Annotated in this window: 16 protein-coding genes; 12 read left to right on the top strand and 4 right to left on the bottom strand. The window is 62.7% G+C overall.

What is annotated here, in order from left to right; genetic code table 11:
- The first annotated feature begins 16 nt into the window (after positions 1-16).
- Entirely contained in the window at positions 17-1915 is a 1899-nt protein-coding gene (gene cysN / locus OEJ36_RS04470; RefSeq protein ID WP_263400532.1) for a sulfate adenylyltransferase subunit CysN, read from the top strand.
- Positions 1916-2051: 136 nt separating this feature from the next.
- Here the strand turns inward: cysN and OEJ36_RS04465 are convergent, their stop codons facing one another.
- A complete protein-coding gene (locus tag OEJ36_RS04465) occupies positions 2052-2492 on the bottom strand; it encodes a YhcB family protein (protein ID WP_021217856.1) in 441 nt (146 codons plus the stop codon).
- 126 nt (positions 2493-2618) lie between these two features.
- On the opposite strand from OEJ36_RS04465, the gene OEJ36_RS04460 reads away from it, so the two are divergent.
- The 3 genes from OEJ36_RS04460 to zapE all read left to right on the top strand — a co-directional run bounded on the left by OEJ36_RS04460 (position 2619) and on the right by zapE (position 5815).
- Positions 2619-3248 carry an alpha/beta hydrolase gene (locus OEJ36_RS04460; RefSeq protein WP_263400531.1) on the top strand — a complete coding sequence of 210 codons (630 nt, stop codon included), beginning with the start codon at positions 2619-2621 and terminating at the stop codon, positions 3246-3248.
- A gap of 30 nt (positions 3249-3278) precedes the next feature.
- A complete protein-coding gene (locus OEJ36_RS04455) occupies positions 3279-4625 on the top strand; it encodes a tryptophan--tRNA ligase (RefSeq protein WP_263400530.1) in 1347 nt (448 codons plus the stop codon).
- Between the two features lie 95 nt (positions 4626-4720).
- Positions 4721-5815 carry a cell division protein ZapE gene (gene zapE, locus OEJ36_RS04450; RefSeq protein ID WP_021217859.1) on the top strand — a complete coding sequence of 365 codons (1095 nt, stop codon included), beginning with the start codon at positions 4721-4723 and terminating at the stop codon, positions 5813-5815.
- A gap of 133 nt (positions 5816-5948) precedes the next feature.
- Here zapE and OEJ36_RS04445 read toward each other — a convergent pair whose 3' ends face one another.
- Together OEJ36_RS04445 and OEJ36_RS04440 are read right to left on the bottom strand one after the other, a co-directional pair.
- Positions 5949-6911: a hypothetical protein gene (locus tag OEJ36_RS04445; protein WP_021217860.1), complete on the bottom strand. Its 963-nt coding sequence runs from the start codon at positions 6909-6911 to the stop codon at positions 5949-5951.
- 133 nt (positions 6912-7044) lie between these two features.
- Positions 7045-7944 (bottom strand): GlxA family transcriptional regulator, encoded by a 900-nt coding sequence (locus OEJ36_RS04440; protein ID WP_169708358.1) that lies wholly within the window; start codon positions 7942-7944, stop codon positions 7045-7047.
- Between the two features lie 246 nt (positions 7945-8190).
- Between OEJ36_RS04440 and OEJ36_RS04435 the strand changes: the two genes are divergently transcribed.
- Positions 8191-9327 (top strand): acyl-CoA dehydrogenase family protein, encoded by a 1137-nt coding sequence (locus OEJ36_RS04435; protein WP_021217862.1) that lies wholly within the window; start codon positions 8191-8193, stop codon positions 9325-9327.
- Positions 9328-9412: 85 nt separating this feature from the next.
- On the top strand, positions 9413-10120 hold the full coding sequence (gene nfi / locus OEJ36_RS04430; RefSeq protein WP_263400529.1) for a deoxyribonuclease V: 708 nt from the start codon (positions 9413-9415) through the stop codon (positions 10118-10120).
- Position 10121: 1 nt separating this feature from the next.
- Here the strand turns inward: nfi and OEJ36_RS04425 are convergent, their stop codons facing one another.
- Positions 10122-11159: an NADP(H)-dependent aldo-keto reductase gene (locus OEJ36_RS04425; protein ID WP_263400528.1), complete on the bottom strand. Its 1038-nt coding sequence runs from the start codon at positions 11157-11159 to the stop codon at positions 10122-10124.
- A 272-nt stretch (positions 11160-11431) separates the two neighbouring features.
- Between OEJ36_RS04425 and rplM the strand changes: the two genes are divergently transcribed.
- The 6 genes from rplM (at position 11432) to OEJ36_RS04395 (ending at position 15811) form a co-directional block, all read left to right on the top strand.
- Positions 11432-11860, top strand: a complete 429-nt coding sequence (rplM, locus tag OEJ36_RS04420) for a 50S ribosomal protein L13 (protein ID WP_021217864.1) — start codon at positions 11432-11434, stop codon at positions 11858-11860.
- Between the two features lie 14 nt (positions 11861-11874).
- Positions 11875-12267 carry a 30S ribosomal protein S9 gene (rpsI, locus tag OEJ36_RS04415; RefSeq protein WP_021217865.1) on the top strand — a complete coding sequence of 131 codons (393 nt, stop codon included), beginning with the start codon at positions 11875-11877 and terminating at the stop codon, positions 12265-12267.
- Between the two features lie 251 nt (positions 12268-12518).
- On the top strand, positions 12519-13112 hold the full coding sequence (gene petA, locus OEJ36_RS04410) for a ubiquinol-cytochrome c reductase iron-sulfur subunit (protein ID WP_031287170.1): 594 nt from the start codon (positions 12519-12521) through the stop codon (positions 13110-13112).
- On the top strand, positions 13112-14323 hold the full coding sequence (locus OEJ36_RS04405) for a cytochrome b (RefSeq protein ID WP_021217867.1): 1212 nt from the start codon (positions 13112-13114) through the stop codon (positions 14321-14323). Before petA ends, OEJ36_RS04405 begins: the two co-directional genes overlap by 1 nt.
- Complete coding sequence (locus tag OEJ36_RS04400) at positions 14323-15105, top strand: cytochrome c1 (RefSeq protein WP_263400527.1); 783 nt, start codon at positions 14323-14325, stop codon at positions 15103-15105. The genes OEJ36_RS04405 and OEJ36_RS04400 overlap by 1 nt, the downstream gene beginning before the upstream one ends.
- Positions 15106-15193: 88 nt before the next feature.
- Entirely contained in the window at positions 15194-15811 is a 618-nt protein-coding gene (locus OEJ36_RS04395) for a glutathione S-transferase N-terminal domain-containing protein (RefSeq protein ID WP_263400526.1), read from the top strand.

The raw sequence follows: 15811 nt of genomic DNA, 5'->3' as shown, positions 1-15811 counted from the left end.
TTGGAGCTTGAATGCAATGAGCCATCAATCCGATCTGATCAGCCAGGACATCCTCGCTTACCTGGCCCAGCACGAGCGCAAGGAACTCCTGCGCTTCCTCACCTGTGGCAACGTCGACGACGGCAAGAGCACCTTGATCGGGCGCCTGCTGCACGACTCCAAGATGATCTACGAAGACCATCTGGAGGCCATCACCCGCGATTCCAAGAAGGTCGGCACCACCGGTGACGAAGTGGACCTGGCGCTGCTGGTGGATGGCCTGCAGGCCGAGCGCGAGCAGGGCATCACCATCGATGTCGCCTACCGCTACTTCTCCACCGCCAAGCGCAAGTTCATCATCGCCGACACCCCCGGCCATGAGCAATACACGCGCAACATGGCCACCGGCGCGTCCACCTGCGACCTGGCGATCATCCTGGTCGACGCCCGCTACGGCGTGCAGACCCAGACCCGCCGCCACAGCTACATCGCTTCCCTGCTGGGCATCAAGCACATCGTCGTCGCCATCAACAAGATGGACCTGAAGGACTTCGACCAGGGCGTGTTCGAGTCGATCAAGGCCGACTACCTGCAGTTCGCTGAGCGCATCAAGCTCAACCCGACCTCCATCCACTTTGTGCCGATGTCGGCGCTGAAGGGCGACAACGTGGTGAACAAGAGCGAGCGTTCGCCCTGGTACACCGGCCAGTCGCTGATGGAGATCCTCGAGACCGTCGAAGTCGCTGGCGACCGCAATTTCGCCGACATGCGCTTCCCGGTGCAGTACGTCAACCGCCCCAACCTCAACTTCCGTGGCTTCGCCGGCACCCTCGCCAGCGGCGTCGTGCACAAGGGCGATGAAGTCGTCGTGCTGCCGTCGGGCAAGGGCAGCAAGGTCAAGTCCATCGTCACCTTCGAGGGCGAGCTGGAGCAGGCTGGCCCCGGCCAGGCGATCACCCTGACCCTGGAAGACGAGATCGACGTTTCCCGCGGCGACATGCTGGTGCATGCCGACAACCGCCCGCAGGTGACAGACGGTTTCGACGCCATGCTGGTGTGGATGTCCGAAGAGCCGATGCTGCCGGGCAAGAAATACGACATCAAGCGCGCCACCAGCTACGTGCCGGGCTCCATCGCCAGCATCGCCCACAAGGTGGACGTGAACACCCTCGAAGAGGGCGCCGCCAGCGACCTGCAGCTGAATGAGATCGCCAAGGTCAAGATCAGCCTGGACGCGCCCATCGCCCTCGATGGCTATGAGAGCAACCGCACCACCGGCGCCTTCATCGTCATCGACCGCCTCACCAACGGCACCGTTGGCGCGGGCATGATCATCGCCGCGCCGGTTGCCGCTGGCGGCCAGGGCATTCATGGCGAGTCCGCCCACGTTTCCACCGAGGAACGTGCTGCACGCTTTGGCCAGAAGCCGGCCACCGTACTGTTCAGCGGCCTCTCCGGCGCCGGCAAGAGCACCCTGGCCTATGCCGTGGAGCGCAAGCTGTTCGACATGGGCCGTGCGGTCTACGTCCTCGATGGCCAGAACCTGCGTCATGACCTGAACAAGGGCCTGCCGCAGGACCGCGCCGGGCGCACCGAGAACTGGCGCCGTGCCGCCCACGTGGCGCGTCAGTTCAACGAAGCCGGCCTGCTGACCCTGGCGGCCTTCGTGGCGCCGGATGCGGAAGGCCGCGAGCAGGCCAAGGTGCTGATCGGCAACGATCGCCTGATCACCGTATACGTCCAGGCATCCCCGCAGATCTGCCGCGAGCGTGACCCGCAAGGGCTGTACGCGGCCGACCAGGACAACATCCCCGGTGAGTCCTTCCCCTACGACGTGCCGCTGAATGCCGATCTGGTGATCGACACCCAGAGCCAGTCGGTGGAAGAGGGCGTCAAGGCCGTGCTCGACCTGCTGCGCAGCCGCGGCGCGATCTGATCGCATCGCTGATGAAAAAGCCCCGCTGATGCGGGGCTTTTTTTAGCCTTGCGTTGGGCCTGACGTGGAACCCGGGAAGTTACCCGGCATGAAAAAGCCCCGCCTAGGCGGGGCTTTTCGTTGACTCATCCGGTGCTCAGTACTTGCCCTTGAGCCCAAAGTTTTCGTCCAGGGTGCCCGGGCCGTCGGTGGACTTGGGTGCGTAGTCCTTCGGCGCCTCGTGGCTGCGCGGCGGGGTCAGGCGTTCGCGCGGGCCGGGGGCGTCGTCCGTGTGCAGGGCGGCGAGCAGGCGCTGGCGGGTCAGTTCGTCCAGGGCCAGCCGGCTGGCACCGTCGGACAGGTGTTCCTGCACGTCCTGGTAGCTCTGGGTGAGCTTCTTCACCAGGTTGGCAGTGGTGTTGAAATGGGTGACCACTTCACTCTGATAGGTATCGAAGCGTGCCTGCAGGTCATCCAGTTGACGCTGCGTGCGATTCGGCGCGGTGCCGGGCAGCAGTCGGGCGACCAGAAAACCGATGCCGATACCGGCGAGCAGGGCGAGTGCTGGCAACAACCAGGCCGTGAGCGACTGTTCCACGAGTCCTTCCTCTATAAGCAGCTTTGCATTACGTTAACGGCTCGAATCCGCGCTGTATACCGCGACGCAAGCCCTGTGGTGCTTAACCAAGACGAGTCGACCCGGTCCGGGGTCACGGAGTTCCCGTTGTCCAATCGTGAAAATCCCATTCTGCTCCAGGGGCCAAGTGGCCAGCTGGAAGCGCTTCACCTCGACCTGCCCGATGCCAAGGGGCTGGCGCTGATCTGCCACCCGAACCCGATCCAGGGCGGCACCATGCTCAACAAGGTGGTCTCTACCCTGCAGCGCACCGCTCGCGATGCCGGCTACAGCACCCTGCGCTTCAACTACCGCGGTGTCGGCGCCAGTGCCGGCAGCCACGATATGAACACCGGCGAGGTGGATGACGCGGAGGCCGTAGCCCATTGGTTCCGCTCCCAGCGCCCGGAACTGGCGCTGACCCTGTTCGGTTTCTCCTTCGGTGGTTTCGTTGCGGCAAGCCTGGCGGGTCGCCTGGAGCGCCAGAGCGTCGAAGTGCCCCGCCTGTTCATGGTGGCGCCTGCGGTCATGCGCCTGACCGACGCCACTCCGCTGCCTGAACGCGGCGAGATGACGGTGATCCAGCCCGACACCGACGAGGTGGTCGAGCCGCAGGCCGTGTACGACTGGTCCGCCTCCTTGCAACGCCCCCATGAGCTGCTGAAAGTGGCAGAATGCGGGCACTTCTTTCACGGCAAGCTGACCGATCTCAAGGATCTGGTCCTGCCGCGCCTCTGACCCCGACTGCAGTCCGACAAGCGATCATCCATGACCACTCGCATTCTCACCGGCATCACCACCACCGGTACCCCGCACCTCGGCAACTACGCCGGTGCCATCCGTCCCGCCATCGTTGCCAGCCGTGATGCTGACGTCGATTCCTTCTATTTCCTCGCGGATTACCACGCGCTGATCAAGTGCGATGACCCGGCACGCATCCAGCGCTCGCGCCTCGAGATCGCCGCCACCTGGCTGGCCTGTGGCCTTGATGTGGACAAGGCGACTTTCTATCGCCAGTCGGATATCCCCGAGATCCCCGAACTGACCTGGCTGCTGACCTGTGTCGCCGGCAAGGGTCTGCTCAACCGTGCCCATGCCTACAAGGCCTCGGTGGACAAGAACGTCGAGAACGGCGAAGACCCGGATGCCGGCGTCACCATGGGGCTGTTCAGCTACCCGGTGCTGATGGCCGCGGACATCCTGATGTTCAACGCCCACAAGGTCCCGGTGGGCCGTGACCAGATCCAGCACGTGGAGATGGCCCGTGACATCGGCCAGCGCTTCAACCACCTGTTCGGCGCCGGTCGTGAGCTGTTCACCCTGCCGGAGGCGGTGATCGAAGAGGAAGTGGCGACGCTTCCCGGCCTGGACGGTCGCAAGATGTCCAAGAGCTACGACAACACCATTCCGCTGTTCGGCAGCGCCAAGCAACTGAAGGACGCCATCGCCCGCATCGTCACCGACTCGCGCGCACCCGGCGAGCCGAAGGACCCGGACAATTCCCACCTCTACACCCTCTACCAGGCCTTCTCCACGCCGGCGCAGCTGGCAGCCTTCCGGGCCGAGCTGCTCGATGGCCTGGCCTGGGGCGAAGCCAAGCAGCGCCTGTTCCAGCTGCTGGACAACGAGCTGGGCGAAGCCCGCGAGCGTTATCACGCGCTGATCGAGCGCCCGGCCGATCTGGAAGACATCCTCCTCGCTGGTGCCGCCAAGGCCCGCAAGACCGCGACGCCGTTCCTCAACGAGCTGCGCGAGGCGGTGGGCCTGCGGTCTTTCCGCAGCAATGTGCAGAGCGCCGATGCCGGCAAGAAGAAGGCGGCCAAGAGTGCGCGCTTCGTCAGCTTCCGCGAAGAGGACGGCAGCTTCCGCTTCCGTCTGCTGGCCGCTGATGGCGAGCAGCTGCTGCTGTCCCGTTCGTTCGCTGATGGCAAGTCCTCGGGCCTGGTGACCAAGCGCCTGCAGGATGGCAGCGCCCTGGATATCCGCAGCGACGGCTCCAGCTATGGTCTGTGGCTCGATGGCGAGGCCGTGGGGCAGGGCGGTGAGTTCGCCGATGTCGATGCCCGTGATGCTGCCGTTCAGCGTCTGCGTGAGGCACTTGCGCCCCAGGACTGAGGCGCTTTCTTACGGTCGGCGCTGCTGGCCGATTGCCAAGAAACGGGGGCGTCGCTAAAGTGACGACCCCGTTTTTCGTTGCCTTGCTACCGATCATGACCCCCCTCGAGCGTTACCAGGCCGATCTCAAGCGGCCGGACTTCTTCCACGACGCCGCGCAGGAAACTGCCGTCCGCCATCTGCAGCGCCTGTACGACGATCTGATCGCCGATGGCCAGAGCAAAACCGGCTTGTTCGGCGGACTGTTCGCCAAGAAGCGCCAGGGGCCGGTCAAGGGCCTGTATTTCTGGGGCGGCGTCGGTCGTGGCAAGACCTACCTGGTCGACACCTTCTTCGACGCCTTGCCGTTCAAGGAGAAGATGCGCACCCACTTCCACCGCTTCATGAAGCGCGTGCATGAGGAAATGAAAACCCTCAAGGGTGAGAAGAACCCGCTGACCATCATCGGCAAGCGTTTCGCCGACGAGGCGCGGGTGATCTGCTTCGACGAGTTCTTCGTCTCCGACATCACCGACGCGATGATCCTCGCCACCCTGCTGGACGAGCTGTTCAAGAACGGCGTGAGCCTGGTGGCGACGTCCAACATCGTGCCGGACGGCCTCTACAAGGACGGCTTGCAGCGTGCGCGCTTCCTGCCGGCCATTGCCCTGGTCAAGCAGTACACCGATGTGGTCAACGTCGATAGCGGCGTGGACTACCGCCTACGTGCCCTGGAACAGGCCGAACTGTTCCACTGGCCCCTGGGTGACGAGGCCGAGGCCAGCCTGAAGACCAGCTTCAAGAGCCTGCTGCCGGATTGCACCCAGGCCCAGGAAAACGAAGCGCTGATGATCGAGAATCGCGAGATCCGTGCGGTCCGCGTGTGCGAGGACGTTGCCTGGTTCGAGTTCCGCGAACTCTGCGACGGCCCGCGCAGCCAGAACGACTACATCGAGCTGGGCAAGATCTTCCACGCGGTCATCCTGGCCAACGTCGAGCAGATGGGCGTGGCGAAGGATGACATGGCGCGGCGCTTCATCAACCTGGTGGACGAGTTCTACGACCGCAACGTCAAGCTCATCATCTCCGCCGAGGTGGAGTTGAAGGACCTGTACACCGGCGGTCGCCTGACCTTCGAGTTCCAGCGCACCCTCAGCCGCCTGCTGGAGATGCAGTCCCACGAATTCCTCTCGCGGCCGCATAAGCCCTGAGGGCATAAGCGGCAAGCCGCAAGTTTCAAGCCTCAAGAAAAAAGTACGGACCGGCTCAACCGGTCCGCACCCTGTTTTGCAGCTTGCAGCTTGCAGCTTGCAGCTTGCAGCTTGCAGCTTGCAGCTTGCAGCGCTAGCGCTGCGCCACTTCCTTCTCATACTGCTTCAGCAACGCCTGGGCGTGGGCGACTTCCAGCGCTTCCATGGCGTTGATCGGCTTGATCGCCACGGCCTTTTTCAGGTGATCCAGGACCTTCTGCTCTTCATCCTCGCCGTAGACGTAGACCAGGGCGTTGGCGTACTCGTAGTGGCCGATGGGCAGGTCGTCCTTGGCGCTGAAGGAGCGGGTGAAGTACTGCTCCATCTTGTCCGAGCTGACCCCGTAGGTCATTTTGCCCACCAGTTTGCCGACCTTGCGGATCACGCCGGCTTCGTAGCCGCCGTAGAGGGCGAGGGCGAAGGGCTGGCGCGGTTGCTTTTGCAGCAGGGCGTCCAGTTCCTCGGGAATCTGGCTGGTGTAGCCGCGCTTGAGTACCACCGGTACCGACAGCTCCTCGCCGAGGCGCGCCTTGGCGTACACGCGGCCGAACTGGGCCACGGTGTCGGCCTGGACCAGCTCGCCGGCCTCGTCGGTGTACTTGATCACTTCCTCCAGCAGGCGGTGTTTCTCCTCCTGGTTGGGGGCGAGGAACATCGCGTAGATCACCTGGGCGAACATCGCCGGCACCTGGCCGCCGACGCCCAGGGCCAGGCCCTGCTTCTTGGCCTCGGCGAAATCACCCTTGAACATCAGGCGCCACACGTCCTGCAGCCGGGCTGCATAGGCTTCGGCTTCCTCGGGCTTGCCGGTGAAGCCGGTGTTGCCGGTAACGGTCATCTCCAGCGCCTTGGGGTTCTGGGTGGCCATGGTCACCACCCAGTCGGCATCGGGGAAGGGATAGTCGGGGCCGAAGCCGCGGGTCAGCTGGGGCCAGGCCTGGCGCAGCTTGTCGCCGGAGTAGTCGTAGGCGGCCTGGTCGTAGGGGAAGGGTTTCCAGTCGTCTGCGACGGCTGTGAAGCTGGCGGCAGCCAGCAGGGCAAGCAGGTAACGGCGCATGGTTGAGTACCTTTTATTGTTGTTCTTCATCCGCCGTACCGCTGACGGAAAAGGTTCGGACACCCCAATGGGGACCATGCCCGGATCATAAGTCGCTGCCGCTGTCGGCCAACCCATCCTTGGGATGGCGGCTTTACTCGCCTTTGTGCTGGAACTGCCTGCGGTACTGGTTGGGGGAAAGATTGGTGTGCTGGCGAAACAGTCGGGCGAAGAAGCTGGCGTCGTCGTAACCCACTTCGTAGCTGATGGTCTTGATGCTCTTGCGGGTAGCCGACAGGAGGCCCTTGGCTGTTTCGATGCGTAACCGTTGCAGGTAGTGCAGCGGCTTGTCGCCGGTGGCGGCCTGGAAGCGGCGCATGAAGTTGCGGATGCTCATGCCGTGGTCGCGGGCGACGTCCTCGAAGCGGAACTTGTCGGCGAAGTGCTCTTCGAGCCAGTGCTGGATCTGCAGGATGGTTACGTCCTGGTGCAGCTTCTGCCCGCCGAACCCGATGCGCCCCGGGGCGTAGCTGCGTTGCACTTCATAGAGGATGTCGCGGGACACCGCCTGGGCGATGCTGGCGCCGCAGAAGCGCTCGATCAGGTAGATGTACAAGTCGCAGGCGGAGGTGACGCCGCCGGCGCAGTAGAGATTGTCGGCATCCGAGAGGTGTTTTTCCTGGTTCAGCAGCACCTTGGGGAAGCGCTCGCCGAACTCGCGGAAGAAGCGCCAGTAGGTGGTGGCCTCCTTGCCATCCAGCAGGCCGGCCTGGGCCATCCAGAACACCCCGGTGGCCTCACCGCAGATGGAGCTGCCGGCGGCGTGACGCTCGCGCAGCCATTGCAGGACCTGGGGGTGGCGCTCGCAAAGGGCGTCGAAGTCATCCCAGAAGGCCGGAAGGATGATGATATCGGCTTCGTCCAGCGCGCCGTCGACCGGCATGATCACATCGCTGAAGCTGCGCACCGGCAGGCCATCGGGGCTGACCAGGTGAATTTCGAATGCGGGCTTGAGGCCGAGGCCTTGGAGCTTGCTGTAGCGGAGGCTGGCCATATGGAAGAAATCCTTGGCCTGCATCAGGGTGGAAGCGAAGACACCTTCGGTGGCGAGGATACTCACCCGTCTTAGGGTGGGGGACTGCTGGTTGGTCATGGTCTTGTTCTTATTAGGGGAAAGCGGTCATTAGCCGGCTGGATCGTCTTATTTTTTGTCGCAACTGTCCAGTGTGCGTCTGGTACGACTGTCCTACAGTCTGTGGCCTTCGAACCCGACCCCAGACGCATCCATCAAGGTGACCGCATGATCCCCAGAACCCTGTTCAGCTCCGATCACGAACTCTTCCGCGACAGCGTGCGCAAGTTCCTCGAACAGGAGGCGGTGCCTTTCCATCATCAATGGGAGAAGGACGGCTACATCGACCGCGCCCTGTGGAGCAAGGCGGGCGAGGCCGGCATGCTCTGCTCGCACATTCCCGAGGAGTACGGCGGCATGGGCGCCGACTTCCTCTACAGCACCGTGGTGATCGAGGAGATCGGTCGCCTGGGGCTGACCGGGATCGGCTTCTCGCTGCATTCGGACATCGTCGCGCCCTACGTGCTCCATTACGGCTCCGAAGAGCTGAAGCAGAAATACCTGCCGCGCATGGTGACCGGCGAGCTGGTGACCGCCATCGCCATGACCGAGCCGGGCGCCGGCTCCGACCTGCAGGGCGTGAAGACCACCGCGGTGCTGGACGGTGATGAATACATCATCAATGGCTCGAAGACCTTCATCACCAACGGTTACCTGGCTGACCTGGTGATCGTGGTCGCCAAGACCGACCCCAAGGCCGGCGCCAAGGGCACCAGCCTGTTCCTGGTGGAGGCGGGCACACCGGGCTTCTCCAAGGGCAAGCGCCTGGAGAAGGTGGGCATGAAGGCCCAGGACACCTCCGAGCTGTTCTTCCAGGACGTGCGCGTGCCCAAGGAAAACCTGCTGGGCCAGGCCGGCATGGGCTTCGCCTACCTGATGCAGGAGCTGCCCCAGGAGCGCCTGACCGTCGGGATCGGCGCGCTGGCGTCGGCCGAGGCGGCGCTGAAGTGGACCCTCGACTACACCCGCGATCGCAAGGCCTTCGGCAAAGCCATCGCCGAGTTCCAGAACACCCGCTTCAAGCTGGCCGAGATGGCCACCGAGATCCAGATCGGGCGGGTCTTCGTCGACCGCTGCCTGGAGTTGCACCTGCAGCGCAAGCTGGATGTACCCACCGCGGCGATGCTCAAGTACTGGGGCACCGACCTGCAGTGCAAGGTGCTCGACGAGTGCGTGCAGCTGCATGGCGGCTACGGCTTCATGTGGGAATACCCGGTGGCGCGCGCCTGGGCTGACGCCCGTGTGCAGCGCATCTACGCCGGTACCAACGAAATCATGAAAGAGATCATTGCCCGCTCGCTGTAAGTCCCCAGGTCCGCCGCCGGGCTGCGCGGCGGACCCTTCCTGCGGGCTTCGGGTCTACCTTGTGTCGATCTTTCGGAGTCTGCTCGTGAATTCTTCCCCCTTCGATGACTGGGACGGCAGCGTCCGCCACGCCAAGCGCCTGCAGGGCGAGCTGGCAGCTCGGGTGGTGCTGGTCGATGACTTTGCGCCGCTGAAGGTGGTGGCGGGCGTCGATGTCGGCTTCGAGGAGGGTGGCCAGGTCACCCGTGCCGCCGCAGTGCTGCTGGATGCCGCCGACTATCGCCTCCTGGGCCATGTTGTGGCGCGTGTGCTGACTTCCATGCCCTACGTGCCCGGGTTGCTGTCCTTTCGTGAACTGCCGGCCCTGATGGAGGCACTGGCTGGCCTGCCGCAGCGGCCGGACCTAGTGTTTTGCGACGGACAGGGGATCGCCCATCCGCGTCGACTCGGCATTGCTTCGCACCTGGGTGTAGTCACCGGGTTGCCCACCATTGGGGTGGCGAAGAAGGTGTTGGTGGGGCATCACCAGGAGCCGGGTCCCATGCGTGGCGACCATGTACCGCTGGAGCACGACGGGGAGCAGATTGGCTGGATGCTGCGCAGTCGGGACCGGGTCCTGCCCCTGGTGGTATCGCCGGGGCATCGTGTGTCCATGCGCAGTGCGCTGGAGCTGGTACTGCGCAGTTGCTGCGGGTATCGGCTGCCGGAGCCGACGCGCCTGGCGGATCGGCTGGCATCCCGGCGGGGCGACATGCCGGTGGTCCGGGATGTCGCGCCGGGATTGTTCGACTAGCTCAAGGTGCCGGGTTCGGCTGGTTGCGGTGGATCTCGGCGATCCCCTCCAGTACCTCGTCGGACAACTTCAGTTGGCTGCTGGCGAGATTGCTCTCCAGTTGTTCCAGGTTGGTTGCGCCGATGATGTTGCTGGTGACGAAGGGCTGGGCGGTGACGAAGGCCAGTGCCATCTGCGCCGGGTCCAGGCCATGCTTGCGGGCCAGGGCGACATAGCGTGAACAGGCCGCTTGGGCCTGGGGGTTGGTGTAGCGGGTGAAGCGGCTGAACAGGGTGATGCGAGCGTTGGCCGGTCGCGCACCGTTCTCGTACTTGCCGGACAGCATGCCGAATGCCAGCGGTGAATAGGCCAGGAGGCCGCAGCGCTCACGAATCGCCACCTCGGCCAGGCCCACCTCGAAGCTGCGGTTGAGCAGGTTGTAGGGGTTCTGGATGGACGCGGCGCGAGGGAGCCCCAGCTGATCGGCCAGCTGCAGGAACTTCATCGTGCCCCAGGGCGTTTCGTTGGACAGGCCGATCTGGCGGATCTTGCCGGCCTTCACCTGCTCGCCGAGCACTTCCAGGGTTTCCTGCAGCGGGGTGGAGTCCTCCTCGCGGTGCTGGTAGCCCAGTTGGCCGAAGAAGTTGGTTCTGCGTTCGGGCCAATGCAGCTGGTACAGGTCGATCCAATCGGTCTGCAGGCGCTTGAGGCTGGCATCCAGGGCGGCGGTGATGTGCTGGCGGTTGTGCTTGAGATTGCCGCCGCGGATGTGGGTGATGCCGTTGCCGGGGCCCGCCACCTTGCTGGCGAGCACCCAGTCGGCACGATCGCCGTGCCTGGCGAACCAGTTGCCGATGATGGTTTCGGTTGCGGCATAGGTCTCGGCACGGGGCGGGACCGGGTACATCTCGGCGGTATCCATGAAGTTGATGCCGAATGCTTTGGCCCGTTCGATCTGGGCGAACGCTTCGGCTTCGCTGTTCTGTTCGCCCCAGGTCATGGTGCCCAGGCACAGGCTGCTGACCTTGATATCGGTGTTGCCGAGCTGGCGGAATTCCATGCAACGTTCCTCTATTGGCAAAGATTGCTATCAAATCAGGTTGAAATTTTCTGTGCAATCGGCATAATTCCGCGGCTTTCTTTGCGGGGATGCCTAGCTCGCGAAGAAGGAAGGTGGGGATGCCTAGCCCGCCGAAACCCCTTGCCGTGTACGGACGCGCTGACCCGAGCCCCCGATAGCGTCTGTTTCCGGCTGCCCTGTGTTGCCAGGGCGAGCACTATTCAGTAAGATCCGCCGTCTTATTTTCAGGGCGGCCCCTGAGGCTATAGCGAATGAAGACTTTTACTGCAAAACCGGAAACTGTTAAGCGCGACTGGTATGTCGTCGACGCTGCCGGTCAGACCCTGGGTCGTCTGGCCACCGAAATTGCTAGCCGTCTGCGCGGCAAGCACAAGCCGGAATACACCCCGCACGTTGATACCGGCGACTACATCGTCGTCATCAACGCCGAGCAGGTACGTGTGACCGGTGCCAAGACTACCGACAAGATGTACTACTCGCACTCCGGCTTCCCGGGCGGCATCAAGGAAATCAACTTCGAGAAGCTGATTGCCAAGGCCCCTGAGCGCGTGATCGAGACCGCGGTCAAAGGCATGCTGCCGAAGAACCCGCTGGGTCGCGACATGTATCGCAAGCTGAAGGTGTACAAGGGTTCTGCTCACCCGCACACCGCTCAGCAGCCCCAAGAACTGAAGATTTAACGGGATAGTTCATTATGTCGGCGACTCAAAACTACGGCACTGGCCGTCGTAAGACTGCAACCGCACGCGTTTTCCTGCGTCCGGGTACTGGCAAGATTTCCATCAACAACCGCAGCCTGGATCAGTTCTTTGGCCGTGAGACCGCTCGCATGGTCGTGCGTCAGCCACTGGAGCTGACCGAGACCGTCGAGAAGTTCGACATCTACGTCACCGTTCTCGGTGGTGGTGTCAGCGGTCAGGCTGGTGCGATCCGTCACGGTATCACCCGTGCCCTGATCAACTACGACGAAGCCCTGCGCAGCCCGCTGCGTAAAGCCGGCTACGTGACTCGCGATGCCCGCGAAGTCGAGCGTAAGAAGGTCGGTCTGCGTAAAGCGCGTAAGCGTCCGCAGTACTCCAAGCGTTAATACAACGCTTCGAAAAACGCCCAGGCCCTTGTGGATCTGGGCGTTTTTTTATGCCCGCGAAAATGCCCTGCGACAGCTTGTCGCATGCGCGTAACCCTTATCTCTCAAGGCTTTCAGCCGTTTTGTATCTGGCTATTACCTTGTCAGGAGAGGGGGTTTTCTTTACCATTTGGCGAATTTTTTGCGCGGCTCGATTTTTACTTAGTAGAGGCCTGAACAACAGGCCACAAAAGCTGATGGGAGACGACTGAATGAGCAATGACGGCGTGAATGCAGGCCGGCGTCGCTTCCTCGTAGCAGCCACATCCGTGGTGGGTGCTGCAGGAGCGGTGGGCGCTGCGATCCCGTTTGTGGGGTCATGGCAGCCCAGTGCGAAGGCCAAGGCCGCAGGGGCACCGGTGAAGGTGAATATCAGCAAGGTTGAAGCGGGTCAGCAGATGATTGCTGAGTGGCGCGGCCAGCCGGTGTTCATCGTTCGCCGTACCGAGGAGATTCTCGGCAACCTGGGCAAGATCGATGAGCGCATGGCTGATCCCAAGTCCGAAGCGTCCGTGCAGCCGACTTACGTCGATCCGCACAATCGCGCGATCAAGCCGGAAATCCTGGTGCTGGTCGGTCTCTGCACCCACCTCGGCTGCTCGCCCTCCTTCCGTCCGGAAGTCGCGCCGGCCGACCTGGGCGCCGAGTGGGTGGGCGGTTACTTCTGCCCCTGCCACGGTTCTCGCTATGACCTCGCCGGCCGCGTCTACAAGGCGCAGCCTGCTCCCTTGAACCTGCCGGTGCCGCCCCACTCCTACGAGTCGGATGATGTCATCGTCATCGGTGTGGACCAGGAGAAGGCCTAATGAGCAAATTCATGGAATGGATCGATGCGCGCTTCCCCGCGACCAAGATGTGGGAAGACCATCTGAGCAAGTACTACGCTCCGAAGAACTTCAACTTCTTCTATTTCTTCGGCTCCCTGGCCCTGCTGGTCCTGGTGAACCAGATCCTCACCGGTATCTGGCTGACCATGAGCTTCACCCCGTCCGCTGAAGAGGCCTTCGCGTCCGTCGAGTACATCATGCGCGACGTCGAGTACGGGGCGATCATTCGCTACCTGCACTCCACCGGCGCCTCGGCGTTCTTCATCGTGGTCTACATGCACATGTTCCGCGGTCTGCTCTACGGCTCCTACCAGAAGCCGCGCGAGCTGGTGTGGATCTTCGGCATGCTGATCTACCTCGCCCTGATGGCCGAGGCCTTCATGGGCTACCTGCTGCCCTGGGGCCAGATGTCCTACTGGGGTGCCCAGGTGATCATCTCGCTGTTCGGCGCCATTCCGGTGATCGGCGGCGACCTGACCCAGTGGATCCGTGGTGACTACCTGATCTCCGGCATCACCCTGAACCGCTTCTTCGCGCTGCATGTGATTGCGCTGCCGATCGTGATCCTCGGTCTGGTCGTGCTGCACATCCTGGCCCTGCACGAAGTGGGTTCGAACAACCCCGACGGCGTGGACATCAAGAAGCTGAAGGATGAGAACGGCATTCCGCTCGACGGCATCGCCTTCCACCCCTACTACAGCGTGAAAGACATCGTCGGTGTAGTGGTCTTCCTCTTCGTGTTCTGCTTCGTGGTGTTCTTCTTCCCGGAAATGGGCGGTTACTTCCTCGAGAAGCCGAACTTCGAACAGGCCAACCCGTTCAAGACGCCTGAGCACATCGCACCGGTGTGGTACTTCACCCCGTTCTACGCGATCCTCCGTGCGGTTCCGGACAAGCTGATGGGCGTTATCGCCATGGGCGCCGCCATCGCCGTGCTCTTCGTCCTGCCGTGGCTGGATCGCAGCCCCGTCAAATCGATGCGCTACAAAGGCTGGCTGAGCAAGGTCTGGCTGCTGATCTTCTGCGTGTCCTTCGTCATCCTCGGCGTGCTGGGTGTTCTCGCGCCGACCCCGGGCCGTACGCTGCTGTCGCAGGTGTGCACCATCCTGTACTTCGCGTACTTCATCCTGATGCCCTTCTACACCAGGATGGAAAAAACCAAACCGGTTCCGGAAAGGGTGACAGGCTGATGAAAAAGCTATTTGCTGCATTTGTTATCGCTGCGCTGCCGGCCTTGACCTTCGCCGCCGGTGGCCATGATGTAGAGCTGGATCATGTCGATATCGACCTGACCGACAAGGCTGCACTGCAAGACGGCGCTCGTACCTTCGCCAACTACTGCATGGGCTGCCACAGTGCCAAGTTCCAGCGCTATGAGCGCGTGGCCAAGGACCTGGGCATTCCCGAAGAGCTGATGATGGAAAACCTGGTGTTCACCGGGGCCAAGATCGGTGATCACATGCAGATCGGCATGAAGCCGAGCGATGCCAAGACCTGGTTCGGCGCTGCGCCGCCGGACCTGACCCTGGTCGCCCGTGTTCGTGGTACCGATTGGCTGTACAGCTACCTGCGCAACTTCTACGAAGATCCGGCGCGTCCCTGGGGCGTGAACAACAAGATCTTCCCGAACGTCGGCATGCCTAACGTGCTGGTCGGCCTGCAAGGTCGCCAGGTCGTAGGTTGCAAGCAGGTCCAGGCTGTCGAAGACGGCAAGAAGCAGTATGACCCGCTGACTGGGGCCCCCATCACCCACGAAGCGTGTGATCAGCTGACCATCGTGCCGAAGACCGGCAAGCTGAGCGAAGCCGAGTTCGATGTGAAGGTTCAGAACCTGGTGACCTTCCTGGCTTACTCCGCGGACCCGAACAAGCTGCACATGCAGCGTATCGGCACCTACGTTCTGCTGTATCTGGCCTTCTTCTTCGTATTCGCCTACCTGCTGAAGCGTGAATACTGGAAAGACGTGCACTGATACCCGGCTTCACCGTTGTATACTCGCGCGCCCTTAATGGGCGCGCGCGTTTTTCTACTACTGCATAACTTCAAGCGAGGAGGGCGCCATGGCCGTGACCAACAGGTTGGCCTGTTACTCCGACCCCGCAGACCACTATTCCCATCGTGTACGCATCGTGCTCGCCGAGAAGGGTGTCGCTGCGGACATAATCGATGTCGAGCCGGGCCGTTGCCCGCCCAAGCTCGCCGAGGTCAATCCATACGGCAGCGTGCCGACCCTGGTCGATCGTGACCTCGCGCTCTATGAGCCGACCGTAGTGATGGAGTACCTCGAAGAGCGCTACCCCCATCCGCCGCTGATGCCGGTCTATCCGGTGGCGCGGGGTAATACGCGGCTGCTGATGCACCGTGTGCAGCGTGATTGGTGCAGCCTGGTGGATCAGATACTCGATCCCCGGGTGAAGGAGGCCGTCAAGGCGGTCGCTCGCAAGGAACTGCGTGAGAGTCTCACCGGTGTATCGCCGCTGTTCGCCGACAAACCCTTTTTCCTCAGCGAAGACCTCAGTCTTGTAGACTGCTGCCTGTTGCCGATTCTCTGGCGCCTGCCGGTCCTTGGAATCGAATTGCCTCGTCCTGCCAAGCCATTGCTGGATTACATGGAGCGCCTCTTCGCACGCGATGGCTTCCAGGCCAGCCTGTCGGCAGTCGAGCGCGACATGCGCTGA

The organism is Pseudomonas sp. PDM13, from assembly GCF_025685765.1.
Lineage (GTDB): Bacteria > Pseudomonadota > Gammaproteobacteria > Pseudomonadales > Pseudomonadaceae > Metapseudomonas > Metapseudomonas solani.
Note: the sequence above shows the minus strand (reverse complement) of the source record. Positions and strands in the feature narration are given on the sequence as shown.

Bases quoted from the DNA above. Each gene is read 5' to 3' on its own strand.
- OEJ36_RS04445 (WP_021217860.1), bottom strand. From the start codon at position 6,911: ATGCGCCGTTACCTGCTTGCCCTGCTGGCTGCCGCCAGCTTCACAGCC.
- OEJ36_RS04395 (WP_263400526.1), top strand. From the start codon at position 15,194: ATGGCCGTGACCAACAGGTTGGCCTGTTACTCCGACCCCGCAGACCAC.
- OEJ36_RS04405 (WP_021217867.1), top strand. From the start codon at position 13,112: ATGAGCAAATTCATGGAATGGATCGATGCGCGCTTCCCCGCGACCAAG.
- rplM (WP_021217864.1), top strand. From the start codon at position 11,432: ATGAAGACTTTTACTGCAAAACCGGAAACTGTTAAGCGCGACTGGTAT.
- OEJ36_RS04425 (WP_263400528.1), bottom strand. From the start codon at position 11,159: ATGGAATTCCGCCAGCTCGGCAACACCGATATCAAGGTCAGCAGCCTG.
- OEJ36_RS04440 (WP_169708358.1), bottom strand. From the start codon at position 7,944: ATGGCCAGCCTCCGCTACAGCAAGCTCCAAGGCCTCGGCCTCAAGCCC.
- cysN (WP_263400532.1), top strand. From the start codon at position 17: ATGAGCCATCAATCCGATCTGATCAGCCAGGACATCCTCGCTTACCTG.
- OEJ36_RS04400 (WP_263400527.1), top strand. From the start codon at position 14,323: ATGAAAAAGCTATTTGCTGCATTTGTTATCGCTGCGCTGCCGGCCTTG.
- rpsI (WP_021217865.1), top strand. From the start codon at position 11,875: ATGTCGGCGACTCAAAACTACGGCACTGGCCGTCGTAAGACTGCAACC.
- OEJ36_RS04455 (WP_263400530.1), top strand. From the start codon at position 3,279: ATGACCACTCGCATTCTCACCGGCATCACCACCACCGGTACCCCGCAC.
- petA (WP_031287170.1), top strand. From the start codon at position 12,519: ATGAGCAATGACGGCGTGAATGCAGGCCGGCGTCGCTTCCTCGTAGCA.
- OEJ36_RS04435 (WP_021217862.1), top strand. From the start codon at position 8,191: ATGATCCCCAGAACCCTGTTCAGCTCCGATCACGAACTCTTCCGCGAC.
- zapE (WP_021217859.1), top strand. From the start codon at position 4,721: ATGACCCCCCTCGAGCGTTACCAGGCCGATCTCAAGCGGCCGGACTTC.